Origin of the sequence: Paeniglutamicibacter psychrophenolicus, assembly GCF_017876575.1 — a bacterium.
GTDB classification, from domain to species: Bacteria; Actinomycetota; Actinomycetes; order Actinomycetales; family Micrococcaceae; genus Paeniglutamicibacter; species Paeniglutamicibacter psychrophenolicus.
This window is the reverse complement of the sequence record NZ_JAGIOE010000001.1, coordinates 3271188-3293745: the sequence shown is the minus strand read 5'-3', so window position 1 is coordinate 3293745 and position 22558 is coordinate 3271188. Positions and strand designations below refer to the sequence as shown.

The 22558-nt window shown below is 66.1% G+C and carries 26 protein-coding genes; 13 read left to right on the top strand and 13 right to left on the bottom strand.

All coding sequences use genetic code 11. The features are described 5' to 3' along the window. Positions 1-41 precede the first annotated feature (41 nt). From JOF46_RS15000 to JOF46_RS14990, 3 genes are read right to left on the bottom strand one after another with little or no spacing between them, the layout of a single operon-like run. A complete protein-coding gene (locus JOF46_RS15000; RefSeq protein ID WP_209908346.1) occupies positions 42-974 on the bottom strand; it encodes a COX15/CtaA family protein in 933 nt (310 codons plus the stop codon). A 19-nt stretch (positions 975-993) separates the two neighbouring features. After that, positions 994-1764 (bottom strand): ABC transporter permease, encoded by a 771-nt coding sequence (locus JOF46_RS14995; RefSeq protein WP_209908344.1) that lies wholly within the window; start codon positions 1762-1764, stop codon positions 994-996. Beyond that, positions 1754-2674, bottom strand: coding sequence for an ABC transporter ATP-binding protein (locus JOF46_RS14990; RefSeq protein WP_425355062.1), 921 nt, complete (start codon positions 2672-2674; stop codon positions 1754-1756). Before JOF46_RS14990 ends, JOF46_RS14995 begins: the two co-directional genes overlap by 11 nt. A 189-nt stretch (positions 2675-2863) precedes the next feature. Here JOF46_RS14990 and JOF46_RS14985 point away from each other — a divergent pair, with 189 nt between their 5' ends. From JOF46_RS14985 to JOF46_RS14965, 5 genes are all read left to right on the top strand, one after another. Next, the gene (locus tag JOF46_RS14985) at positions 2864-3652 is read left to right on the top strand and encodes a helix-turn-helix transcriptional regulator (RefSeq protein WP_342592467.1); all 789 of its coding nucleotides are present in this window, start codon (positions 2864-2866) and stop codon (positions 3650-3652) included. Continuing rightward, complete coding sequence (gene sufB / locus JOF46_RS14980) at positions 3649-5109, top strand: Fe-S cluster assembly protein SufB (protein ID WP_245348143.1); 1461 nt, start codon at positions 3649-3651, stop codon at positions 5107-5109. The genes JOF46_RS14985 and sufB overlap by 4 nt, the downstream gene beginning before the upstream one ends. 2 nt (positions 5110-5111) lie before the next feature. Continuing rightward, positions 5112-6389 carry a Fe-S cluster assembly protein SufD gene (gene sufD, locus JOF46_RS14975; RefSeq protein WP_209908342.1) on the top strand — a complete coding sequence of 426 codons (1278 nt, stop codon included), beginning with the start codon at positions 5112-5114 and terminating at the stop codon, positions 6387-6389. Positions 6390-6466: 77 nt separating this feature from the next. Continuing rightward, positions 6467-7225 (top strand): Fe-S cluster assembly ATPase SufC, encoded by a 759-nt coding sequence (gene sufC / locus JOF46_RS14970; RefSeq protein ID WP_209908341.1) that lies wholly within the window; start codon positions 6467-6469, stop codon positions 7223-7225. A 2-nt stretch (positions 7226-7227) separates the two neighbouring features. Beyond that, complete coding sequence (locus JOF46_RS14965) at positions 7228-7572, top strand: metal-sulfur cluster assembly factor (protein WP_071216770.1); 345 nt, start codon at positions 7228-7230, stop codon at positions 7570-7572. A gap of 93 nt (positions 7573-7665) precedes the next feature. On the opposite strand, the gene ypfJ is transcribed toward JOF46_RS14965, so the two are convergent. Both ypfJ and JOF46_RS14955 read right to left on the bottom strand, forming a co-directional pair. Further along, positions 7666-8580 (bottom strand): KPN_02809 family neutral zinc metallopeptidase, encoded by a 915-nt coding sequence (gene ypfJ / locus JOF46_RS14960; RefSeq protein WP_209908340.1) that lies wholly within the window; start codon positions 8578-8580, stop codon positions 7666-7668. An 82-nt stretch (positions 8581-8662) separates the two neighbouring features. Then, positions 8663-9319, bottom strand: coding sequence for a TetR/AcrR family transcriptional regulator (locus tag JOF46_RS14955; RefSeq protein WP_209908339.1), 657 nt, complete (start codon positions 9317-9319; stop codon positions 8663-8665). Between JOF46_RS14955 and JOF46_RS14950 the strand changes: the two genes are divergently transcribed. Together JOF46_RS14950 and JOF46_RS14945 are read left to right on the top strand one after the other, a co-directional pair. Further along, the gene (locus JOF46_RS14950) at positions 9312-9827 is read left to right on the top strand and encodes a nuclear transport factor 2 family protein (protein ID WP_342592465.1); all 516 of its coding nucleotides are present in this window, start codon (positions 9312-9314) and stop codon (positions 9825-9827) included. The genes JOF46_RS14955 and JOF46_RS14950 overlap by 8 nt on opposite strands. Further along, positions 9824-10708: an SDR family oxidoreductase gene (locus JOF46_RS14945; RefSeq protein WP_209908338.1), complete on the top strand. Its 885-nt coding sequence runs from the start codon at positions 9824-9826 to the stop codon at positions 10706-10708. Before JOF46_RS14950 ends, JOF46_RS14945 begins: the two co-directional genes overlap by 4 nt. Before the next feature lie 5 nt (positions 10709-10713). Here JOF46_RS14945 and JOF46_RS14940 read toward each other — a convergent pair whose 3' ends face one another. The 5 genes from JOF46_RS14940 to JOF46_RS14920 form a co-directional block, all read right to left on the bottom strand. Beyond that, positions 10714-11340, bottom strand: coding sequence for a CbiQ family ECF transporter T component (locus JOF46_RS14940; protein ID WP_209908336.1), 627 nt, complete (start codon positions 11338-11340; stop codon positions 10714-10716). Next, complete coding sequence (locus JOF46_RS14935) at positions 11337-12050, bottom strand: energy-coupling factor ABC transporter ATP-binding protein (RefSeq protein ID WP_209908334.1); 714 nt, start codon at positions 12048-12050, stop codon at positions 11337-11339. The genes JOF46_RS14940 and JOF46_RS14935 overlap by 4 nt, the downstream gene beginning before the upstream one ends. Positions 12051-12106: 56 nt before the next feature. After that, complete coding sequence (locus tag JOF46_RS14930) at positions 12107-12721, bottom strand: biotin transporter BioY (protein WP_209908333.1); 615 nt, start codon at positions 12719-12721, stop codon at positions 12107-12109. 154 nt (positions 12722-12875) lie between these two features. After that, positions 12876-14330, bottom strand: coding sequence for a cardiolipin synthase (gene cls / locus JOF46_RS14925; protein WP_209908331.1), 1455 nt, complete (start codon positions 14328-14330; stop codon positions 12876-12878). Between the two features lie 19 nt (positions 14331-14349). Further along, positions 14350-15384 carry an AI-2E family transporter gene (locus tag JOF46_RS14920; RefSeq protein ID WP_209908329.1) on the bottom strand — a complete coding sequence of 345 codons (1035 nt, stop codon included), beginning with the start codon at positions 15382-15384 and terminating at the stop codon, positions 14350-14352. 96 nt (positions 15385-15480) lie between these two features. Here JOF46_RS14920 and soxR point away from each other — a divergent pair, with 96 nt between their 5' ends. From soxR to JOF46_RS14905, 3 genes are all read left to right on the top strand, one after another. After that, positions 15481-15960 carry a redox-sensitive transcriptional activator SoxR gene (soxR, locus tag JOF46_RS14915; RefSeq protein ID WP_209908327.1) on the top strand — a complete coding sequence of 160 codons (480 nt, stop codon included), beginning with the start codon at positions 15481-15483 and terminating at the stop codon, positions 15958-15960. Between the two features lie 75 nt (positions 15961-16035). Then, positions 16036-16554, top strand: a complete 519-nt coding sequence (locus JOF46_RS14910) for a flavin reductase family protein (protein WP_209908325.1) — start codon at positions 16036-16038, stop codon at positions 16552-16554. A gap of 58 nt (positions 16555-16612) precedes the next feature. Beyond that, complete coding sequence (locus JOF46_RS14905; protein WP_209908324.1) at positions 16613-17242, top strand: superoxide dismutase; 630 nt, start codon at positions 16613-16615, stop codon at positions 17240-17242. 111 nt (positions 17243-17353) lie between these two features. Here JOF46_RS14905 and JOF46_RS14900 read toward each other — a convergent pair whose 3' ends face one another. Together JOF46_RS14900 and JOF46_RS14895 are read right to left on the bottom strand one after the other, a co-directional pair. After that, positions 17354-18802, bottom strand: coding sequence for a DUF5129 domain-containing protein (locus JOF46_RS14900; protein ID WP_209908322.1), 1449 nt, complete (start codon positions 18800-18802; stop codon positions 17354-17356). A gap of 88 nt (positions 18803-18890) precedes the next feature. Continuing rightward, the gene (locus JOF46_RS14895; protein WP_209908320.1) at positions 18891-19667 is read right to left on the bottom strand and encodes a LysE family translocator; all 777 of its coding nucleotides are present in this window, start codon (positions 19665-19667) and stop codon (positions 18891-18893) included. 182 nt (positions 19668-19849) lie between these two features. Here JOF46_RS14895 and JOF46_RS14890 point away from each other — a divergent pair, with 182 nt between their 5' ends. Both JOF46_RS14890 and JOF46_RS14885 read left to right on the top strand, forming a co-directional pair. Beyond that, entirely contained in the window at positions 19850-20296 is a 447-nt protein-coding gene (locus tag JOF46_RS14890; protein ID WP_209908318.1) for an Lrp/AsnC family transcriptional regulator, read from the top strand. A gap of 57 nt (positions 20297-20353) precedes the next feature. After that, entirely contained in the window at positions 20354-21199 is an 846-nt protein-coding gene (locus tag JOF46_RS14885; RefSeq protein ID WP_209908316.1) for an aldo/keto reductase, read from the top strand. Here the strand turns inward: JOF46_RS14885 and JOF46_RS22765 are convergent. After that, positions 21196-22308: an MFS transporter gene (locus JOF46_RS22765; protein WP_209908314.1), complete on the bottom strand. Its 1113-nt coding sequence runs from the start codon at positions 22306-22308 to the stop codon at positions 21196-21198. The two genes, JOF46_RS14885 and JOF46_RS22765, sit on opposite strands and share 4 nt — an antisense overlap. Positions 22309-22336: 28 nt before the next feature. Here JOF46_RS22765 and JOF46_RS14875 point away from each other — a divergent pair, with 28 nt between their 5' ends. Continuing rightward, positions 22337-22543 carry a hypothetical protein gene (locus JOF46_RS14875; protein ID WP_209908312.1) on the top strand — a complete coding sequence of 69 codons (207 nt, stop codon included), beginning with the start codon at positions 22337-22339 and terminating at the stop codon, positions 22541-22543. Positions 22544-22558: the final 15 nt, after the last annotated feature.

Here is a 22558-nt window from a genome sequence, read left to right as displayed (position 1 = left end):
GCGCCAGGGCCTCTTTCGGGACTGCAGGTGTTCGGGCGGGGTCAGAAGGGGAACTTCGCGGTGGTGCGGTCCCAGACGTTGACGGCCGCGGCGGCCAGCAGCGAGGCGCCGAGCATGTGCAGCAGCACCAGGAGGATCGGCAGGCCGGTGAAGTGCTGGACGTAGCCGATGACGCCCTGCACCACCACCACGCCGGCCATCAGCCACAGCGGGGTGCGCAGCTTCGCATCCGTGGCGTGGCGCAGCGCCAGCACCAGGGCGGCAGCGGTGGCGATCACCAGCAGGTAGACCGGGACCACGTGGATGCGGGTGACGATGTACGGGTCGAACATGTGGCGGGGGGCGTCGGCGTCCCCGGCGTGCGGACCGGTGCCGGTGACGATGGTGCCCAGCACCAGGGCCAGGACCGAGGCGGTGAAGATGGTCCAGCCCAGGAAGCGCTGGGTGGCGCCGGCCGGTTCGCCCAGCGAGGTTTGCCCGCGGCGCAGCGCCCCGGTGCGGTTCACCAGGAGCGCCGCGGCCATGACCAGGGCCGCGGAGACCAGGAAATGCAGCGAGACCACCCACGGGTTCAACCGGGTCCAGACGGTGATGCCGCCGATGAGCGCCTGGGCGGGAATGACCGCCAGCAGCGCGATGGACAGGCGGTAGATGGTCTTGTGCTCCGAACGCATGCGCCAGATCGACACGATCATCGCCACCGCGATGGCCGCAAGGATGAACGTCAGGGTGCGGTTGCCGAACTCGATCAGCCCGTGGATCCCCTGTTCCGGGACCGGGGTCATGGACCCCGGCACGCAGTTGGGCCACTGCGAGCAGCCCAGCCCCGACTTGGTCAGGCGGACGGCGCCGCCGGTGACGATGATGCCGATCTGGGACGCCAGGGAGGCGATGGCCAGGCGGTGCACGGTGTTGTTCACGGTGGTGGGCAACTTGTCCGTCCAGCTGTTGGCGGCGGGGGAGGTGGTGCTCATGGTGTTGTGCTCCAGGATTCTAGTTCCACTTGAACCAGCGGGTTGCGGCAAAACCGGCAATGATTGTCCATGCCAGCAGTATGAGGATTCCGGAGACCGAGCCGGTTCCGGTGATCAGGGCCGCCCTCAGCGAATCGCCCAGGGCGGCGGAGGGCAGCAGGTCGACGATCGGCTGCAGGTATGCAGGTGCACGGGTGCTGGGGAACAAAATGCCCCCGACCGCGGCCAACAGGACCCAGGCCAGGTTGGTGATGGCCAGCGTGGCCTCGGGGCGCACGGTGCCGGCGACCAGCAGGCCGAGGGCAGTGAATGCCGCCGCGCCGAGAACCAGCAGTGCAATGGCCCAGCCGATGCCAGCGGGTGCCGGACGCCACCCCAGCAGCAGCGCTGTGCCGCCGATGACCACGACCTGCAGGAACAGTACGACCAGCACGGCCATGACCTTGCCGTAGATCAATCCGGCACGGCCCAGCGGGGTCGTTGACAGGAAGCGCAGCACCCCGTAGCGGCGGTCGAAGCCGGTGGCGATGCCCTGCCCGGTGAACGCGGTGGACACCACGCACAGGGCCAGCACGCCGGGGGCCGCGGCGTCGATGGGGTTTGCGGCGACATCCTTGAGCAGGTCGGTGAAGACCAGGCCGAGGAGGGCCATGAGCGGCAGCACCACGGCAACGACGAGCTGTTCGCCGTTGCTGATCATGCCCAGGGTTTCGTAGCGGCCCTGCAGCAGGATGCGCCGCAGCGTTCCCTGTGCGTTGGCCGCTGGGGCGGCCTGCGTACTAGTTGGCATTGTTTCCCTTGTCGGCAATTTCCAGGAACACGTCTTCAAGCGTGCGCGGTTGCATGGTCAGCGCGTGGGGCAGGACGCCCTCGCGGGTCCACCACGTGGTCAGTTCGGCCAGGTCCCCGGGGGAGCGGACCCCGTCGAGGCGGTAGTGCCCGGGGGAGGCCTCGGCGAGGGTGAGGTGCTCCGGCAGCGCGGGCAGCATCATGGCGGCCTGGGCGGTGAAGGTCACGGCCTGGGCCGGGGTCTCGTGTGCGGCGTGGGCCGTGAGCTCCGAGACCGTTCCCTGGGCCACGTTGCGCCCCTCGTCGATGATGTAGACGTAGTCGGAAAGCTTCTGCGCGTCCTCCATGAGGTGCGTGGTCAGCACGATGCACATGCCGGCGGCGCGCAGCTCGCCGATCAACTCGAAGACGACCTGGCGCGATTGCGGATCCAATCCGGCGCTGGGCTCGTCGAGGAAGACCACTTCCGGGTTTCCCGCCAGGGCGGAGGCCAGTGCCACGCGCTGCTTCTGGCCGCCGGAGAGCCGGCGGATGGAGGTCGTGGCGAACTCGTTGATGCCCAGGCGCTCGATGAGGGCATCGAGGTCGGCCGGCCGCCGGTAGAACGAGGCGACGTGGCGCAGCAGCGGGATCGGGCGCAGCGAGGGCGGCAACCCGCCGTCCTGCAGCATGACCCCCACGCGCGAGCGCAGTGCGGGGCTGGCACCGTACGGATCCTCGCCGAGCAGGCGGACGCTGCCGCCGTTGGGGCGCAGCAGGCCCTGGGCGCAGGCCAGGGTCGTTGACTTCCCCGCGCCGTTGGATCCCAGGATGGTTGTCACGCTGCCCGCGTCGGCCTTGAGGCTGATGCCGTGGAGCACCCGCATCATGCGGCCATCCAGGGAGGGGACGGGACCGAAATCTTTAAGCAAGTCCTCGATCACGAGACTTGTAGACACATTGGACACCCGGTTATTCTATGTCAGGTAGAAGACGCTGGGTCCGCGATGTGGCCCCGGTCTCCTTGTTCCCCACCATCTTTCCGCCTGTCGGGTTCCACCTGCGGCGAAGTAAGTAGTGCCTTACTAGACGGACGCACCGGATTAGAGCATGCTTGTGTTGTGTATTCATCGAAAATCGACGTGCCGGCCGGCGACGCCCCGGCACGCATCGTTCCCGCGACAGGGGAAGCCGAAGAACGCACCCGCGACCGAGTCCTGTATTCCGTATTGGAAGATGGCCCGGTCAGCGCCGCCGAATTGGGCGAGCGCTTGGGCTTTACCCCTGCAGCCGTTCGTCGCCACCTTGATGCGCTCTCCAAGCAAGGGCTCGTCGAGGTCAAGCTCGTGGCCAACCAGCGCACCGGCGCAGGTCGGCCCTCCCGCCGCTATGTGCTCTCGCACCGCGGCCAAACCAAGATGGGCAACGACTACCTTGATATCGCCACCGATGCGCTGACCGAGCTCGGTCGTGCCGCCGGCCCCGATGCGGTCAAGGCCTTTGCCGCCCGCCGCTTCGGCGAGATGGAACGGCGCTACCGCCCCGTCATGGCCGGCATCGAAGGACTCGAGGAGCGCGCGGAGGCGTTGAGCGAAGCGCTCAGCGCGGACGGCTTCGTTGCCTCCACCCGCAAGGTCGGCGCAGACTCGCCGACCGCGACAATGCTCAGCGTCCAGCTGTGCCAGGGGCACTGCCCCATCCAAGAATTGGCCAGGGAATTCCCCGTCTTTTGCGAGATGGAAACCCAGACCTTTTCCCGCCTGCTGGGTGTCGATGTGCGAAGGCTCTCGACACTTGCCAGCGGCGGGCATGTGTGTACGACCCACGTCCCCGTGGGTCGGAACCAAACTCCTCAGCGAGCTGAGAAGAGAACTCGAATCAAGATCACGAAGCAGGAGAGGCCGCGATGACGGATCAGATTGCACAGGAGTCCCCTGACGCCGGCGTGATTACCGAGATCCTGGAGAAGAACCCCGAACTCCAAGGAATCGGTAATTACGAATACGGCTGGAGCGACAAGAACGACGCCGGCGCCAATGCGCGCCGAGGCATCAACGAAGACGTTGTCCGCAACATCTCGGAGCTCAAGAGCGAGCCCCAGTGGATGCTGGACATGCGCCTGAAGGGCCTGAAGTACTTCGATCGCAAGCCCATGCCTACCTGGGGCGCAGACCTCTCGGGCATCGACTTCGACAACATCAAGTACTTCGTGCGTTCCACCGAGAAGCAGGCCACCAGCTGGGAGGACCTGCCGGACGACATCAAGAACACGTACGACAAGCTTGGCATCCCCGAGGCCGAAAAGCAGCGCCTGGTTTCCGGTGTCGCCGCCCAGTACGAGTCCGAGGTTGTGTACCACCAGCTCCGCGAGGACCTGGAAAAGCAGGGTGTCATCTTCCTCGACACGGACACCGCGTTGAAGGAACACGAAGACATCTTCAAGGAGTACTTCGGCACCATCATCCCGGTGGGCGACAACAAGTTCGCCTCGCTGAACACCGCGACCTGGTCCGGTGGTTCCTTCGTCTACGTCCCCAAGGGCGTCCACGTGGACATCCCCCTGCAGGCCTACTTCCGCATCAACACGGAAAACATGGGCCAGTTCGAGCGCACCCTCATCATTGCCGATGAGGATTCCTACGTGCACTACATCGAGGGTTGCACCGCCCCGATCTACACCTCGGACTCGCTGCACTCGGCGGTTGTGGAAATCATCGTGAAGAAGGGCGCCCGCGTCCGCTACACCACGATCCAGAACTGGTCGAACAACGTGTACAACCTGGTGACCAAGCGCGCCGTCTGTGAAGAGGGCGCAACCATGGAGTGGGTCGATGGCAACATCGGCTCCAAGGTCACCATGAAGTACCCGGCCGTCTACCTGGTCGGCGAGCACGCCAAGGGCGAGACCCTGTCGATCGCCTTCGCCGGTGCCGGACAGCACCAGGACACCGGGTCCAAGATGGTCCACATCGCCCCGAACACCTCCTCGAAGATCGTCTCGAAGTCGGTGGCCCGCAACGGCGGCCGCGCCGCCTACCGCGGCCTGGTCCAGGTCCGCGAAGGCGCCAAGGGTGCACGCAACTCGGTCGAGTGCGACGCGCTGCTGGTTGACCAGATCTCGCGATCTGACACCTACCCGTACATCGACGTCCGCGAGGACGACGTGACCATGGGCCACGAAGCAACCGTTTCGCGCGTTTCCGAGGAGCAGCTCTTCTACCTGATGAGCCGCGGCATGACCGAAGAGGAAGCCATGGGCATGATCGTGCGCGGCTTCGTCGAGCCGATCGCCCGCGAGCTTCCGATGGAATACGCCATGGAACTGAACCGCCTCATTGAACTGCAGATGGAAGGATCCGTCGGTTAATCATGACTGATACCGCAACTCACTTAACGGGCGAAAAGGCCCGCATCGGTGCCCCGAGCATCGCCGGGTTCACCGAAGAGGGCGAAAACCTTTCGCCGTTGAACGCAGCAGCATCCCCGATCGGCGGCGACGCCTCCAAGGCGCACAGCCACGGCGGCGGAGCAGGCATCCCGGATTCCTCGCGTGCAGGTCGCAAGACCAGCTACAACGTCGAGGACTTCCCGGTGCTGACCGGTCGTGAAGAGGACTTCCGCTTCACCCCGCTCAAGCGAATGGGCGGCCTGCACAAGAATGAGCTGACCGGGGTTGCCCCCGCGTTGACCGTCGAAGGCGCCAACGTCTCCACGCTGGAAACCGTTGCCATGACCGACGCACGCGTCGGTTCGGCCGGCATCCCGGAGGACCGCATCTCGGCCAACGCCTGGAAGCATGCAGCCGAGGCCAAGATCGTCACGATCCCGGCGAACTCCACCGGCGAACAGGTCACCTTGACCTACACCGGCACCTCGCTCGAGGCCGCGGCCAGCCACATGGTGGTCATCGCCGAAGCCAACTCCGAGTCCGTGGTGGTCATTGACCACGTCGGGTCCGCGGTGCTGGCCCAGAACATCGAATTTGATGTCCGCCAAGGTGCCAAGCTGACCGTGATCTCGCTGCAGGCCTGGGCCGAGGACGCCATCCACGCATCCTCCCACCTGGCCAAGGTCGGCAAGGACGCGCACCTGAAGCACGTCGCAGTCACCTACGGCGGCAACCTGGTGCGCATGACCCCGTCGGCGCACTTCGATGGCGAAGGCGGAGAGGTTGAGCTCTTCGGACTCTACTTCGCGGATGCCGGACAGCACCTGGAACACCGCCTGTTCGTGGACCACGCGACCGAGAACTGCAAGTCCAACGTGTTGTACAAGGGTGCCCTGCAGGGCAAGGACGCGCACACCGTGTGGGTCGGCGACGTGCTGATCCGCAAGGAAGCCAAGGGGACCAACTCCTACGAGGCGAACCGCAACCTGGTGCTCACCGAAGGCGCACGCGCCGACTCGGTGCCGAACCTGGAAATCGAGACCGGCCTGATTGACGGTGCCGGACACGCCTCGACCACCGGACGCTTCGACGACGAGCACCTCTTCTACCTGATGAGCCGCGGAATCGACGAGAAGACCGCACGCCGCCTGGTGGTGCGTGGCTTCCTGAACGAAATCGTGCAGCAGATCCGGGTTCCGGAGATCGAGGAACGCCTGGCCGAGACGATCGAGCGCGAGCTCGCCGCCACGGACAACTAGTCCAGGCTTTTCCCCCAACAACACCAAAATCTTCGTCGATTCACATCGACTTCACGGAAAGAGAACGGACTCAAGGCATGTCTACTCTGGAAATCAAGGACCTGCACGTCTCCATCGAGACCGAGCAGGGCAACAAGGAAATCCTCAAGGGCGTTTCCCTGGTCATCAAGACCGGCGAAACCCACGCCATCATGGGCCCCAACGGTTCGGGCAAGTCGACGCTGGCCTCGACCATTGCCGGGCACCCGCGCTACACCGTCACCTCCGGATCGATCACCCTTGACGGTGCCGACGTCCTGGAGATGAGCGTTGACGAGCGTGCACGCGCCGGCATGTTCCTGGCCATGCAGTACCCGGTGGAGGTTCCTGGCGTTTCGATGACCAACTTCCTGCGCACCGCCAAGACCGCCATCGACGGGGTTGCCCCGAAGCTGCGGACCTGGACCAAGGAAGTCAAGACGGCCATGGAAGCACTGAAGATCGATGCCGAGTTCGCCTCGCGCAACGTCAACGAGGGCTTCTCGGGCGGCGAGAAGAAGCGCGTGGAGATCCTCCAGCTCGAGCTCTTCAAGCCGAAGTTCGCCATCCTGGACGAAACCGACTCCGGCCTGGACGTCGACGCCCTGAAGGTCGTCTCCGAGGGCGTCAACCGCGCACAGGAGCAGAACGAGATGGGCACGCTGCTCATCACGCACTACACCCGCATCCTGCGCTACATCAAGCCCGACTTCGTGCACGTCTTCGTTGACGGCAAGATCGCCGAGCAGGGTGGCGCAGAGCTGGCGGACCGCCTCGAGGAAGAGGGCTACGACCGCTTCCTGAACGTTCCGGCCTAGTCATGAGCGTATCCAACGAGACGACCAGCGGGTCCGCCGAGACCGCACTGGAGGACGTCGAAGAGGCGCTCAAGGACGTGATCGACCCCGAGCTCGGTGTCAACATCGTCGATTTGGGCCTGCTCTACGGGCTGAAGTACGCCGATGACGGCGCACTGCTCATCGACATGACCCTGACCACCGCTGCCTGCCCGTTGACCGACGTCATCGAGGAACAGGTCGGACAGGCACTGGAGTCGGTTGTCGATTCCTACCGCCTGAACTGGGTCTGGATGCCGCCATGGGGTCCCGAACGGATCACCGACGACGGCCGCGACCAGATGCGGGCCCTCGGGTTCAACATCTAGTCCACACGGACGAACAACACGCGAGGTGCGTTTCCCCTTTTTCGGGGGAAACGCACCTCGCGTGCTTTTGGGGACATGCCCCCGCGGGGGTGCCTACGCGCCGGGCTTGTCCAGGTTGCGTGCCGAGAGGGTGTCGCACTTGTTGATGTCCCCGGTGGCGTAGCCCTGCAGGAACCAGACCTGGCGCTGGGCCGAGGAACCATGGGTCCAGACCTGGGGGTTCACGCGCCCGGAGGCGGCTTCCTGGATGCGGTCGTCGCCCACCGCCGAGGCGGCGGACAGCGCGGACTGCAGGTCGGCCTTGCGGATCGGCTGCATGAAGGTGTTGCCCTCGGCATCCTTCGTGGTGGCGGCGTGGGCCGCCCACATTCCGGCGAAGCAGTCGGCCTGCAGTTCCACGCGCACCGATCCGGAGGTGGCCCCGGTGCCGCCCTGCCGGGAGGCGGCCAGGGTGCCGATGGTGTTCTGGATGTGGTGCCCGTACTCGTGGGCGACCACGTACTCCTCGGCCAGCGGTCCGCCGTCGGCACCGTAGTTGGTGCTCAGCTCGGCGAAGAACCCGGTGTCGAAGTATGCAACGCGGTCCCCGGGGCAGTAGAACGGTCCCACGGCGCTGCTGGCGGTGCCGCAAGCGGTGTCCACCTGCCCGTCAAAGAGCTGCACACCCGGCCGTTCCACCGCCACGTTGTATTGCGGGAGGTAGTCGAGCCAGAAGCTGTCCAGCGACTGGGTGGTGGCCAGAATTCGGCAGTCGGTGCGCGCGTTGGCGTCGGCCCCGGTCTTGCAGCCCTCGATGGCCGCGGGCCCGTTCTGCGTGGTTCCCTGTTCGGTGCCCGGGCCGGCGCCGATGCCAAGCTGGGCGAGCATGTCCGGGTTGATGCCGAGGATTGCTGCGATCAGCACCACGATGATCCCGCCGCCGCCGGCTGCGATCTTCCCTCCGCGGCCGCGGCCGCGCGAGTCCCTGATGCGTCCGGAGTCAAGTTTCGCGTCGTCGTTGAAGCTCATGGTTCATACAATACGTGCGCCGGAGGGGTTTTGGCGGCGTGTCGCACGCCGGGCACGCGTCCCGTCCGGATTGCCGGAGCGCTCAGTCTCCGCCCGGAGCCGGACGCACGAGTGCGCTCGCCATGGACTGCGCCACATAGCGGGCGAAGCGCGCGGTGCTCCAGCCGCGGTGGAGCACCAACAATTCGTAGAGCTCCGGGGAGCTGTGCAGCCACATGACATCGACGGCCTCTTCGAGGCCCACTTCCCCGCGGAGATACCCGCGTTCCTGCAGGAAGCGGGCATTGTGCTCCATCCGTTGAAGGCGCTCGGCGTTGGATTGCTCCTGGAGCTCCGCCATGTTGGCATCGGTGGCCGCGGCGGAGCGCACCAGCAGCAGGATCGGGGTCAGGGATTCGGCGACCTCTGCGGTGAGCTCTCCCCAGGCGCGCATCAGGGACTGAGCGTCGGTGGCGTTCGTGCGCATGTCATCGGAGCGGTCGAAGGCGGCCACGGGGCCGCTGCCTCGCAGCCCGCGTTCGTAGATGGCCCGAACCAGCCCGGACTTGCCCCCGAAGGACTTGTAGATGGTCTCGACCGAAACCCGTGCGTCGGCGGCGATCCGGGCGATGGTGGTGCCCGGGTATCCGCGGGCCAGAAGCAGCTTCTGCGCAGCATCGAGGATCGCTTCCCGGGTCTTTTGCGCGGCCGCGCGCCGGGAGGAGGAATCGTAGTCGCGGGAGCTCTTGACTGTGGGCATTTTTGGTTCCATACTTCGTATTGGTTACACCATACTGTATCAAATTGGAGTTCCGATGGTCGACCCTCCGGTCCCTTCCCCTGCGGCGTTGCTGGCCCGTCTGGTTGGCGCCGTCAACGCCCACGATCTTGACGCCCTCGTGGCCTGCTTCGCGCCCGGCTACCGCAACGACACTCCCGTGCATCCAGCGCGCGGTTTCACCGGGGCCGGTCAGGTCCGGAGCAATTGGCACCGGTTGTTCGCCGGGATCCCGGACCTGAAGGCCCGGGTTCTCGACCAATCCATCGACGGCGAAAGTGCCTGGACCGAGTGGGAGATCGGTGGCACCCGCCTCGACGGCACCCGGGCGCTGATGCGCGGGGTGATGATATTCACCGTCTGCGATGGGCAATTTGCCGGCGTGCGATTCTATCTGGAGCCGGTGGAGGAAGGCGGCGGCGACGTCGATGCAGCTATCGGGGAAACAACGGGCGCCGCACGGCCGGCGCCGGAAATAGGCATGCCATGATTCTTCTCATCGGGGGCACCGGCCAGCTTGGCGGGCTCATTGCGCGGCGCCTTTTGCTCCGCGGCGAAGAGGTGCGGGTGCTGGTGCGCGACCCGTCAGCGCCCGCGGCCCGCGCACTGGTCGAGGCCGGCGCCCGCCTCGTTCCCGGGGACCTGACGGACCCCGCATCCCTGCGGGCAGCCTGCGAATCGGTCCAGGGGATCATCACGACCGCGAACTCGATGTCCCGCGGCCTCCCGGACACCATCGACTCGGTCGATCAACACGGCAACGCGAACCTCATCGACGCCGCGACCGGAGCGGGCGTGGGTCGCTTCGTGTTCATCTCCGCACTCGGCGCCGATCCGCACCATCCGATGCCGCTGCTGCAGGCCAAGGGGGAAACCGAGCAGCGCCTTCGGCAAGGCACCCTGGACTGGACCGTCCTGCAACCGGACTTCTACATGGACATGCTGCCGATGGCAGTGATCGGCGCCCCGGCACTGTCCGGCGGAACCGTCACGCTGGTGGGAGAAGGCCGGCGGCGGCACTCGATCATCGCAATGAAAGACGTCGCCGGGTACGCCGTTGCGGCCTTCGCCCGACCCGAGTCCATCGGCCGGGTACTGCGGCTCGGCGGTCCCGAGGCGGTGTCGTGGCGCGATGTCCTTGACTCGTTCGAGCGGCACCTGGGCCGGGAAGTGCCGGTGCGCTTTGTTGCTCCGGGGCAACCGCTTCCGGGGCAGCCCGAGATGGTTTCCGGATTGCTGGCGTTGCTGGAGACCTACGATTCCGCGCTGGATACACGTGCGTTGGCGCGCAGCCATGGGGTGGTTCCAACGACCCTGGACGGATTCGTGCGCGGCGCCGTCGAGGCGGCGCGTGGGCACGGCGTCCGGTGAACCGGCTAGTTGCGCTCCATGATGCCGCGGGCGGCCAGGGCGTCGGCGGTGCGCTGGGCGTAGGCGACGGTGTTGATGACCACCGGGGCGGCCAGGGTCGCGGGGTTGCGCCCGATCCCGCGGGCCTTGGCCGCATCGGAAAGGTCTTGCACCGAGGTGGCGATCGCCGGGATGCTGCGCAGCATCAGGGCCACGGCCAGGGCGATGGTGGCGGGGTTCCCGCCGAGCAACCGCACCGGGGAGGCCGCGCGCTCCAACCCGTCGAGCAGGGTCGCCTGGGTGGTGGTCAGCAGCACCAGGCGCCCGCACTGGATCACCGCGAGCATCCCGGACACGAGGGTCAGGGCGAAGACCGGGGAGTTGATGATCGACTGGTGGATGCCCAGGATCGCGAAGATCCACCACAATTGGCGCAGCGGGGCGGCCCAGGCGCGCAGCACCCGGGGTCCGGCCAGGGCGAAGAGGCCCACGCCCAGCGCCAGGGTGCCGAGGCCCACGGCGGGGATGCGCCAGAGCAGCACCGCGGTCCCCATTGCCAGCACCACCAGGTACTTGGCGGCCAGCGGCGCCCGGTGCACGATGCTGCGTCCGGGCAGGTAGTGGCCCAGCAGCATCTGGTGCGAGGCGCTCACGAGGCCAGGCTTCCGTGCCGGACCAGCCAGCGGTAGGCGGCCACGGCCTCGTGGGCCGGGCCGTCGAAGGCAATCTTCCCTCCGGCGACCACCAGCGCGCGGTCGGCGGCCGCTGCGAAGTCCAGGTCGTGGGTCGCGTAGATGACCTGCTGGTCCAGGGAGCCCAGCGTCGCCTGGAGCAGTTCGTTGTTGGCCAGATCCAGCAGGGTGGTCGGTTCATCGGCAACCAGGATGTCCTGTCCGGCGGCCAGCACGCTGCACAGGGCCACCAGTTGCCGCTCGCCCCCGGAGAGGTCGTAGATGCTGCGCTGGGCCAGGTGCTCCAGTCCCAGCGCTGCCAGTGCATGAAGGGCGGCGGCGGCCCTGGCGCCGCGGTCCTTGTGGCTGGCCTTGAGCGAAAGTTCGACGTCCTCGGAGACGATGGGCATCACCAGCTGCGAGAGCGGGTCGGTGAACAGGAAGCCCACGCGCTGCCGCACGGACTTGGCCTGGCGCACGGTGTCGAAGCCGTGGACGGCAACCGAACCGGTCGAGGGGGACACCAGCCCGTTGAGCATGCGCAGCAGCGTGGATTTTCCCGACCCGTTGGCACCGATCACGGCGATGCGCCGCTCGGCGAGTTCCAGGGTGCACGGTTCCAGGACGGTGCGCCCCTGTTGCGTAGGGTCGTCGGCGGGCAGGATCAGCCCGGCATTGTTGAATCGGATCACGCTTAACGGTATTCCCTGCTGGTGGTGTGGATCGAATCCGGCTGCGGCCGGTGGAGCTAGGCCTGGAAGCGGCGTCGGGCGAAGCCCGGGAAGGCCTTGAAGACGCTCACGGCGATGGCCGCGGCCAGCAGGTTCTTCACCACGTCCCCCGGCCAGTAGGCCATGTCCAGGATGAAGGCCTGGCCCAGCGGGATCTGGGCGTTCAGGCTCATGCCCAGGATGCCCAGCGGGTGCACGATGAGGATCGAGCCGGCCAGCCCGGACAGGAACAGCCAGGCGAAGCGGCGCTTGCGGTGGACCTTGCGCAGCACGAGCGTGGCCAGTGCGCCGGTCACCAGGGCGGCGATCGGGAAGGAGAGCAGGTAGCCGGCGCTCGGGGCCGCCAGCGAGCCCAGGCCGCCGGAGAACTTGGCGAAGATCGGCACCCCGGCCAGGCCCACCACCAGGTAGAGGCCGACGGCCGATCCGCCGCGCTTCGAACCCAGGATCATGGCGGTGAGCGCCACGCCCATGGTCTGCAGGGTGATCGGGACGCCCAGGGCGCCCACCGGCACGGCCGGAACCAGGGTGAGTACCGCGATGAGTGCGGCGAAGACGGAGACCAGGGCGAGGTCGCGGGCGCCGATCCGGGCGGGGGTCTGCGCCTCGAGGCGCGGGTTGGCGGTGCTCATGTCGGGGGGTGTTCCTGTCGGTTCGCGAAGTTGGCGGTGCGGTGGGCTGGTGACGCGGATGCGCTACCCACGACGATACTTGAACACCGTTCAAAAGTCCTGATCACCGTGCACAAAGGTCCTGATCGCGGGTCGAGGGGTGCGTCGCAAGAGGTCACTGCAGCATCGAGGTCAGCCGCGCCAGGTTGTCCAGCGCGCGCTCGCGCAACGGCCGGGCAAGCCACGGCCCGAGCTCAAGCTCCCGCGAATTTTCGCGGTACCTGTCCTCCACCGCAAGCAGGTCCGCCAGCAGCTCGGGGCCGTGCAGCAGCACCGAGATCTCCATGTTCAACGAGAACGAACGCATGTCCATGTTCGAGGACCCGATGACAGCGACCTCGTCGTCGATGGAGAAGTGCTTGGCGTGCAGCACCTTGGGTGCGCGGTACAGGTAGATCCGCACCCCCGCCCGCAGCAGCGCCTCGTAGTAGGAACGCTGCGCGTGATAGACCATCGCCTGGTCGCCGATCTCCGAGACGAACAGCTCCACCGGCACCCCGCGCGCGGCGGTGGTGAGGATCGCCAACAGGATCGACTCATCCGGCACGAAATAGGGACTGGTGATGGAGACCCGCTTGGTGGCCTGGTGGATCATCATGGTGAAGAGCTTGAGGCTGTTGTCGTTCTCGAAGCTCGGCCCGCTGGGCAGCACCTGCGCGTCGATGAGCTCGGTGGCGTCCTCCAGCTCGATGGCGGTGGTGTCCAGTTCCAGCAGCTGCCCGGTCTCGGAGTACCAGTCGGTGATGAACACCGCGTCGAGCTCGCGCACCGCCGGGCCCTCGATGCGCATCATCAGTTCGTGCCAGGACAGGCCGCGCCGGATGTTCTTGGCCTTGTGGTATCGCGGCTCGATCAGGTTCATCGAACCGGTGAAGCCAATGGAGGAATCGATGGCCAACAGCTTGCGGTGGTTGCGCAAATCCGGTCGCTGCCACTGTCCGCGCCAGGGACGCAGCGGCAGCATGTGGTGGACCTGCGCGCCGATGGATTCCAGGAACGCGGCGGTTTCCTTCCGCCGCGGGTACATCAGCGAGGCCACGTGGTCCAGCAGCACCCTGACCTCGACCCCGCGCCCGCGCGCCCGGGCCAGGGCCTCGAAGAAGGGCGCCGTCGCCTCGTCGTGCACCCCGATGTAGAACTGCACGTGCACCCGGTGCCGGGCCGCATCGATGGCCAGCGCCATCTGCGCGATCGTGCCGGCATAGTCGTCGTTGAGCGTGATCTCGTTCCCGCCCACCATCGGCAGCGCGCCCAGGGCCTTGTTCAGCTCGGTGGCCGGGGCCAGCCAGGCGGGCCAGTCCGGTTCGTGGCTGGTCAGCCAGGGTCCGCGCGTGCGTTCGAGGATCAGCTCGTTGACCTCGCGTTGCTTGGCCCGGCGGTGTGCCGGCAGGCGGCCGAAGCCGATGAGCAGGAATGCGGCCGCGCCCACGAAGGGGACGAACACGATCGCCATGACCCAGGCGATGGCCTCGGCGGGCTTGCGGTTGCGCGAGACCAGGATCGCCGCCAGCAGGCCCAGCGCAACGTGCCCGGTTCCCAGGGCCAGAGCCCAGATGTCAAGCTCGCTCATAAGCGCACCTCCCGGCGGATCATCGCTCGGCCTGGGCCGGGACGACGACCTTCTTGAGGATCAACAGGATCGCGGCGGAGGCCGGGCAGGCGACAAGCGCGCCCAGCAGCCCCGCCAGGGTCCCGCCTGCCATCGCACCGATCAGCACCATGGAAGCGGGGATGCGGATGGCCTTGCCCACCACGCGCGGGGTCAACACGTAGGCCTCGACCTGCATGTAGGCGAGCATCACGACCAGCACCGCCAGCGCGGTGCCAGGGGAGTGGAAAAGCGTGACCACCGTGACGATGGCGGTGCTGATGACCGAGCCCACCAGCGGGATCATCGTGATCGGCAGGGCCAGCACGCCGAGCACCGCGGCAAAGGGGACCTTCAGCACGGTCAGCAGCACGAAGGTGAACGTCGCGTTGAAGGCCGCCAGGATCGCCATTCCGCTCAGGTAGCTTCCGACGGAGCCCGCGATCTCCTCGCCAAGCTCCCGCACCCGTTCGCGCCGGGACGCCGGTACCAGGTCGTAAAGGCCGTTCTTGAGTGCCTCGAGGCCGATGACGAAGTACATCGTCAGCATGGTCACGAAGAGCACCCCGAAGACGCCGTTGGCGACCCCGAAGCCGGCCTTCAGGGCGCCGTTGCCCACCGCCAGCCACACTGCCGGGTCGGCCACGGTGCGCTGCAGCCAGTCAACGCCGGGAACCAGCGCCCCGCCGAGGGATCCGTTGAGCTCGATGAACCATCCCTGGGATTCGACGCCTTCCAGACTCGAGGGCAAGGAGACCAGCAGCTTTCGGCCCTCGGTGACCAACAGGGGGATCACCAGGGCCAGCACCAGGACGGCAAAGACCAGTAAGACGGCGACCACGCACAGCAGCGCCTTGACGCGGCTCAGGCCCATTTTCTCAAGCTTTCTGACCACCGGGTCCAGGCCCAGGGCCACAAACAACGCCACAAACACCAGCGTCAGGACGTATGTCAGGGAGATCAGTGCAGCACCCACCCCGAGCGCGGCAAGTACTCCCAGGGTTACGACAAACCCCGACCGGAAGGTGGGTCTCATGGAGCACACGCCCTTTCATTGACTGCCGCCTGTCAACGATCATGCCATCCAGGGCTCCGTGACATGCCAAGGACGCGAAGAAGGCAGAATGGAAACATGGACACGGGTGAGAACACGGAGCAGGACCTCAGCGTGGGCCAGGTGGCGGCCCGCTCCGGAGTCGCGGTCTCGGCATTGCACTACTACGAGCGGGAGGGATTGATCTCATCCTGGCGCACCACCGGGAACCAGCGCAGGTTCGACCGCGGCGTGCTGCGGCGCGTGGCCGTGATCCGCGCAGCGCAGCGTGCCGGCATCCCACTGCGCTCCATCGCCGAACTCTTTGCCGGGCTGCCGGCAGACGCAACCCCGCGCAAGGAGGACTGGCAGGCGGTTTCCGCGGCCTGGCGCGAGGACCTGCAGGAGCGGATCCACCAGCTGCAGTCGTTGCGCGACGGGCTGGGCGGCTGCATCGGCTGCGGCTGCCTGTCGCTGGCCGAGTGCGGATTCGTGAACCCCAATGACAAGCTGGCCGACGACCGCGGCGGGGCCCTGTTGTTCCGGGACGACACGAAATTTGACCTCAACCAAGGTTGAGGTTCTAGCGTGGGGAGCAGAGGGCAGCCCGCGGCACCACCGCGGGCCCCGTGATGAGAGGAACCTCCACCCGCCGTGCAGACCCAATTTCCGGCCGCCACCGTCGCGGAGCAATTTCGCCTCGCCTTCGGCAACCATCCCGCCGGCGTTGCCGTCGTGACTGCGACCGGATCCCGTGGACCGGTCGGCATCACCGCATCATCGCTGATCTCCGTTTCGGCCGATCCCGCCTACCTGGCCTTCAACATCGCCCGCCGATCCGGTGCCGCCGAGGCCATCCTGGAATCCGGCACCATCGTGGTGCACCTTCTCACCGACCGCAACGCCGATGTCGCTGCGCTGTTCGCCGGGTCCGGGGAGGAACGTTTCGCGAAGCTGGAGCGGTGGGAATACCTGCCCACCGGCGAACCACTGATCCACGGCCTCGGAGTGGCCATGCGCTGTGAGATTGAATCACGGGTCCCCGCCGGCCCCGCAACCGTGGTCGTGGCGTCGGTCCTCGGGGTCATCGGCGCGCAATCCATGGCGGCGCCGCTGGTCTACCACCGGCGCGGGTACCACAGCATTGGTGAGCACTCACGCCTCACCGCTTGACCGGCCCCCGGAAAACCGGGCACCGGATCGCCCTGAAACACGAGAATGAGGAGTCATTTTGGCTATTTATACCTTGCCCGAGCTGCAGTACGATTACGCGGCCCTGGAGCCGAACATCTCGGCGCGGATCATGGAGCTGCACCACTCCAAGCACCATGCGGCCTATGTGGCCGGGGCGAACACCGCCCTGGAGCAGCTGGCCGAGGCGCGGGCGAAGGGCGAGTTCGGGAACGTGCCGAAGCTGTCCAAGGACCTGGCGTTCCACCTGGGCGGGCACACCAACCACTCGATCTTCTGGAACAACCTGTCCCCGGAGGGCGGGGACAAGCCCGAGGGGGAGCTGGCCGCGGCGATCGACGACGCGTTCGGGTCCTTCGACGCGTTCCGTGCGCACTTCACGGCCGCGGCGATGAGCCTGCAGGGGTCCGGCTGGGCGTTGCTGGGCTTTGAGGGCCTGGGCTCGCAGCTGGTCATCGAGCAGCTGTACGACCAGCAGGGCAACGTGCCGGTGGCGACGACCCCGCTGCTGATGCTGGACATGTGGGAGCACGCGTTCTACCTGGATTACGTGAATGTGAAGGCCGACTACGTGAAGGCGTTCTGGAACATCGTGAACTGGGCCGATGTCTCGGCGCGTTTCGAGGCGGCCCGCAAGGGTGCCGCGGCGCTGATCGTCCCGGGCAAGTAACAAAACCCGAAAAACACGATGGGCGGGTATCGCCTCGGTCTGGAACCGGGTCGATACCCGCCCCTTTCCGTGCCGTCGCCGGGGCGCACCACGGATGGGAAACACGCCGGATCAGAAACGCGACGAGGAACCGGAACCGGAGAAACTGCCGCCGCTGGAACCGTAACCGGTGCTGCCGCCCGAGGACGAGCTGGCGCTGCGGCTTTCCTGCACGCGGGAAATCCCGGAGTGGTAGCCGGCGCTGAACCCCACGACCGACCAGAACCTGTTGGCCGGGTACACGGTGCCCAGGATGCTGTGATTCGAGGAATAGCTGGAACCGCGGGCCTCGGGAGTCCGCATGGCCGCACGCATCAGCTTCTCTTCTTCCTTGTCCTTCGCAAACTTCGCGATCACCGCCTCGGAGTACTCCTTGAGCATCCCGGTGAGCTGCTCGCGGGCTTCGGCGATCTTGTCCAGTGCTTCCTCGGGGCCGATTTGCCCGGACTGCAGGGCAGCACCCCACTTTTCCATTTCACCGGCCGTCATGGTCTTGAAGCGGCTCAAGTTCGTGGCGGACGGTGCCTCGGGTGCGGCATGCTTGCCGATGACCAGCGAATCGATTTCGGCCAGGTCCTCACGCAACGGGGCGAGCTGGCGTTCCCACGCAGCGGCCCAGCCCGAGCCCATGTTCAGGAGCATGTTCGTATCGGCGATCACGTCGTCCAGGCGGTCCAGGTCGGTCGCCTTGGCCGCGTACTTCTCCATGAACAGCGCGGTTTCCTTGCGTGCGTGCGACTTCGGGTCCATGTCGTTGGCCTTGTTGCCCTGCGCGGCGAGGTTGTTGTAGGCGGCCATGAATCCGCGGTATTTTTCCAGCACCAGGCTGCCGTAGCGCGAGCCGTCGTTGATCGTCTTGGCGTTCAACTCGGTCGCCTCGAGGTCCAGGCTGACGTTTGAGTAGCTGGCGTTGCCGATATCCAGGGCCTTCAGGGAACGGTTCCGGTAGGTCCTGCGCACGTACAGGGTGCTGCCGACGCTGATGCCGCCGACCACCAGGATGCCACCGCTCCAGGCATAGAGCTTGGGGGACTTGTACCAGGGGCGGTTCATCAACTGCGCGGCACGCTCGACCCCGGCGATGGTCCCGTCGGTCCACTGGGCCTCCCCGTAGAGGTCCTTGGTGGCGTTCTGGATGTCATCGCGCTGGGCGGGGGAGACCTTCCGGTCCTCGCCGAAATACGTGCCCACCTGCCTGCCTGTGGGATCCAGCGCAAAGACGAACAACGAATCTGCCCACTTCTGCCCATCCGCGCTCAACCACTCCGGATGCTTCTGGCGTGCGAAGCGCAGCACTTCCTCATTGAGGTTGTCGTTGTACTCGCCGTCCCGCGTGTAGATGGCGACCTTGGTCGGCTCATTGAACGAGATCTTTTTGATGGCCGGGACCAGCGTGTTCAGGTCCAGCGTTCCGGCGGTGTCCTCGATGACGATGTCCGTTGCCTGTGCGGCAAATGCCGCCGGGGCACCGCCGGCCAGCAGCATGACACCCAGGGCCAGGATGGACAGTAGCTTTCGCATGCGTGTTGCCGTTCGTCGGTTGCGGTCTTCCCTTGAACCCTAACCGGGTTTCACCAATCGATCGATCCTGCGTGCATCGCCGGGTGTGTCAGCTGCCGAAGAGGGCCATCAGCATCTGGATGGAAGAGAGCAGCATGGGGGCTTGTTCGGCGACCAGCAGCAACCCCAGGACGATCATGACCAACCCGCTGAACAGCGTGATGAAGCGGGCGGCGGTCGGACGCTGGCGCAACAATGCCCGGGCACCCAGTGCCACGCCCGAGTATATGAAGATCGAGAGAACCATGTGGCTCAGCCCCAGCAACGCGGTCTGCGCCGGAACCGAGAAGGCGGCCTCCGCATGGATGAACTGGGGGATCAGCGCCAGGTAGAGCAGCAACGCCTTGGGGTTGGAACCGCTGGTGCCAAGGCCGCGGAAGAATGCAGGCCCGAAGAAGCGCTCACGGGGCGAGGAGGATGCTGCGGTTTCGACGGACGTGCGAACCAGTGTGTCCGACCCGCCGCTTGAGCCGGCCAAGGCCGATTCGGCCACGGCGGCGCCCGCTGCCCCCTGGGGCATGCCGGCCCCTGCATTGAACCCGGCCCCGCGCCATGACCTCGCCGTGCTGACGCCCAGCCAGAGCAGGTAGGCCGCACCGGCCAGCGTGATCCAGGACAACAGCCGCGGATTGCTGGCCACCAGTGCCGCCATCCCGGCGACTAACAAGATGGTGTGGAAGAGGTAGCCGCTGCACAGCCCGGCTACCGCCGAAGAGACCTTGTGGCGGCCGAGGCCAGCGGAAATCGCGTAGGCCCAGTCGGCGCCGGGTGTCATGGCCAGGGCGAAAGACACTCCGAGGAAGCCAAGAATGGTTTGGATGTCCATGATCGATCTCTTTCCTGCTGTGGATGTACCGGCAAGTTTAGGAAGAAAACGGGGAAATGTGCTTGCGTTTTTTCACGTCATCTCGCAACTTAGGGCGAGAATGTGATTGATATGGTGGTCTGGACGCAAAAATATTGCGTGCCACTTACGACTTGTTGAAACAACACGAATGGGGCCGCCACATGGACGGAATCGACCGAGCGATCCTGCGCCGATTGCAGGACGACGGGCGCATGACCGCCACCGCACTGGCGGAGGATGTCGGACTCACCGTTGCCCCCTGCCACCGGAGGCTGCGCGAACTGGAAAACAGCGGCGTCATTCGCGGCTACCGGGTCGACGTGGACCCGGCGAAGGTCGGCCTCGGATTCGAGGCCCTGGTGTTTGTGACGCTCAGGGACCGCTCGACGATGAAGGACTTCGAGCAGGATGTCGGCAGGATCGGGCAGATCATCGATGCCCAGCGGCTCTTTGGCGAACCGGACTTCTTGCTGCGGGTGATGGCAGCGGACCTGCCCGCCTACCAGCGCTTTTACGACGACGTGCTCGTGGTTCTGCCCGGCGTGGAAAAACTCACCAGCACCATCGTCATGAAGAACCTCAAATCCGGCGGCCGGCTGCCGATCTAGGCGGCGCCGCCCCTCCGGCCCCTATCGGTAATCGTCCCTGTGCCATAGCATGGCCAAATGTCAGACAACTACGCATCGGTCCCGTTACGTGAACTCAACAATGGCGCCTTCATGCCATCCATTGGCCTTGGAACGTGGCCGCTGGACGACATCCAGGCCGGAGCAGCAGTAGCCCACGCGCTGGAGGCCGGATACCGGCTCATCGACACCGCGGAGAACTACGGCAATGAGGAAGGAATCGGGGAAGGCCTCGGCTCGACGTCGGTTCCGCGCGACGAACTGTTCATCACCTCAAAGTTCAATGTGCAATGGCATTCGGTCCAGGGAGTCATGGATGCCTGGGAGAACAGCTGCAAGCGCCTGGGGCTGGAATACCTCGACATGTTCCTGATCCACTGGCCGAACCCGAACGAAGGCAACTACGTGCAGGCCTGGGAGGGCCTGGTGAAGCTGCTCAAGCGCGGGCGCGTGCGGGCCATCGGCACCTCGAACTTCACGGTTCCGCAATTGCAGGAGCTGATCGACGCCACCGGCGTGGTCCCGGACGTCAACCAGATCCAGCACTCCCCGTTTTGGCTCGACGACGACCGGCTGGCATTCCACGCCGAACACGGGATAGTCACCGAAGCCTGGGCGCCGCTGGGCCGCGGGGAAAACGACCTGCTGGACGCCGCCCCGGTGCTGGCCGCCGCCGCCGCACACAGGGTCACCCCGGCCCAGGCGGTGCTTCGCTGGCAGATTGAACGCGGAGCCGTCCCCATTCCCAAGACGACAAACCCCGACCGGATGGCCGAGAACCTCGACGTCTTTGCGTTCAACCTCGCAGCCGCGGAGGTGCTGGCCATCGACGAGTTGAACGGCGCGGCGGGAGAACGCGTGGACCCCATGCGCTTCGGGCACTAGTCGATCCGATCCGGGGCCGGATGCGGTCCCGGAACGTTCGTGGCCTTCGGTGTGATCAGCAGCGTCAGCAGCAGAATGACGGCGACCAGGATGAATGCCCTGAGCACCCCGAAATGTTCGCCAAGGAACCCCAGGACCGGAGGCCCGATCAGCATCGAGGAATAGCCGAACACGGCCACGATGCCCACGCGTCGGGGTCCGTCGGTGGGGTGCGCCGCCGCAACGCTCATGCCCACGGGGAACCCGAGCGATCCGCCCAGGCCCCACAGCAGGGCCCCGGTGAAGACCGCCCAGGGCGCCGGGGCCAGGATAAACAGCACGATGCCGGCCAGGCCAAGGAGCCCCATCGACACCAGGACCCGCTTGTGCCCGAGCCGGTCAATGAGCGGTCCGCCGAATATGCGTCCCGCCGTCATGGCCGCGACGAATGCGCCGAAGACCAGGGCTCCGGTGGCTTCGGAGAATCCGTGGTCATCCACCGAGGCAATGGTCAACCAGTCGTTGGCCGTGCCCTCGGCAAACGCCAACCCGGCGACCATCAGGCCGATCAGCATCAGGTGTCCGTCGCGGAACAAGGAACCGAGGCGTTGCCACCAGGTGTCGGCGGAAGGACCCGTGGCGGAGCCTTGGTCCGGCGGCGGTTCAAGGCCCGAGACGTTGCGGACGAAGTAGAGGCCAAGGCCCATGACCAGGACACCGACGACCGCGAAGTTCCACATCACGTCGATGTCGAGGCGGGATGCTCCCGCGCCCAGGACTGCGCCGATGATGGTCCCGAAACTGAAAAAGGCGTGCATCATCGGCAAGACGGTCTTGCCCAGGGAACGTTCGACCGCGGCGCCGTCGACATTCATCATCACGTCGGTCGCGCTGAAGACAAAACCGTAGAAGACCAGGATCGCCATGGCGCCCACGGTGCTCCCTAGCACCTCGGTCATGCCGCCCAGGATCGCCAGCGCGGCGCCCATGCTGAGCAGGCCGAGCGTGATCCCGCGACGGACGCCGAGCCTGGCCAGGATGCCGGGAGCGAACGCCAAGCCTCCGATGGAACCTATGGCCAGGGAGAAAAGCAGGATGCCGACATCGGAGGTGGAAAGTTCGAGCTGCACCCGAACGGCCGGAAGCCGGGCAACCCATGTGGCAAACGCGAAGCCGCACAAAAAGAAGATGCCAAAGATGGAGTTGCGCCACGCCGTGTTCTTCGGCAGTCGCCCCGCTTCGACGGGTGCTTCGGATTTGCTGGGCAACGGCAGCCTTTCGACGCTAAAGCGGTGGATCGTGGCGGTGGGTGTCGACCGCTTCAAACATGCGCTGGTTGACACTTTCATCATACGTCCGGAGTAATTGTTTTTCATCGCC

What these genes read in the sequence shown, in the direction of transcription:
- sufC (WP_209908341.1), top strand. Translation starts at nt 6,467, where the DNA reads ATGTCTACTCTGGAAATCAAGGACCTGCACGTCTCCATCGAGACCGAG.
- JOF46_RS14895 (WP_209908320.1), bottom strand. Translation starts at nt 19,667, where the DNA reads ATGGACATCCAAACCATTCTTGGCTTCCTCGGAGTGTCTTTCGCCCTG.
- JOF46_RS14920 (WP_209908329.1), bottom strand. Translation starts at nt 15,384, where the DNA reads ATGAGACCCACCTTCCGGTCGGGGTTTGTCGTAACCCTGGGAGTACTT.
- sufB (WP_245348143.1), top strand. Translation starts at nt 3,649, where the DNA reads ATGACGGATCAGATTGCACAGGAGTCCCCTGACGCCGGCGTGATTACC.
- cls (WP_209908331.1), bottom strand. Translation starts at nt 14,330, where the DNA reads ATGAGCGAGCTTGACATCTGGGCTCTGGCCCTGGGAACCGGGCACGTT.
- soxR (WP_209908327.1), top strand. Translation starts at nt 15,481, where the DNA reads ATGGACACGGGTGAGAACACGGAGCAGGACCTCAGCGTGGGCCAGGTG.
- JOF46_RS14965 (WP_071216770.1), top strand. Translation starts at nt 7,228, where the DNA reads ATGAGCGTATCCAACGAGACGACCAGCGGGTCCGCCGAGACCGCACTG.
- JOF46_RS14885 (WP_209908316.1), top strand. Translation starts at nt 20,354, where the DNA reads ATGTCAGACAACTACGCATCGGTCCCGTTACGTGAACTCAACAATGGC.
- JOF46_RS14930 (WP_209908333.1), bottom strand. Translation starts at nt 12,721, where the DNA reads ATGAGCACCGCCAACCCGCGCCTCGAGGCGCAGACCCCCGCCCGGATC.
- JOF46_RS15000 (WP_209908346.1), bottom strand. Translation starts at nt 974, where the DNA reads ATGAGCACCACCTCCCCCGCCGCCAACAGCTGGACGGACAAGTTGCCC.
- JOF46_RS14995 (WP_209908344.1), bottom strand. Translation starts at nt 1,764, where the DNA reads ATGCCAACTAGTACGCAGGCCGCCCCAGCGGCCAACGCACAGGGAACG.
- ypfJ (WP_209908340.1), bottom strand. Translation starts at nt 8,580, where the DNA reads ATGAGCTTCAACGACGACGCGAAACTTGACTCCGGACGCATCAGGGAC.
- JOF46_RS14955 (WP_209908339.1), bottom strand. Translation starts at nt 9,319, where the DNA reads ATGCCCACAGTCAAGAGCTCCCGCGACTACGATTCCTCCTCCCGGCGC.
- JOF46_RS14945 (WP_209908338.1), top strand. Translation starts at nt 9,824, where the DNA reads ATGATTCTTCTCATCGGGGGCACCGGCCAGCTTGGCGGGCTCATTGCG.
- JOF46_RS14890 (WP_209908318.1), top strand. Translation starts at nt 19,850, where the DNA reads ATGGACGGAATCGACCGAGCGATCCTGCGCCGATTGCAGGACGACGGG.
- JOF46_RS14900 (WP_209908322.1), bottom strand. Translation starts at nt 18,802, where the DNA reads ATGCGAAAGCTACTGTCCATCCTGGCCCTGGGTGTCATGCTGCTGGCC.
- sufD (WP_209908342.1), top strand. Translation starts at nt 5,112, where the DNA reads ATGACTGATACCGCAACTCACTTAACGGGCGAAAAGGCCCGCATCGGT.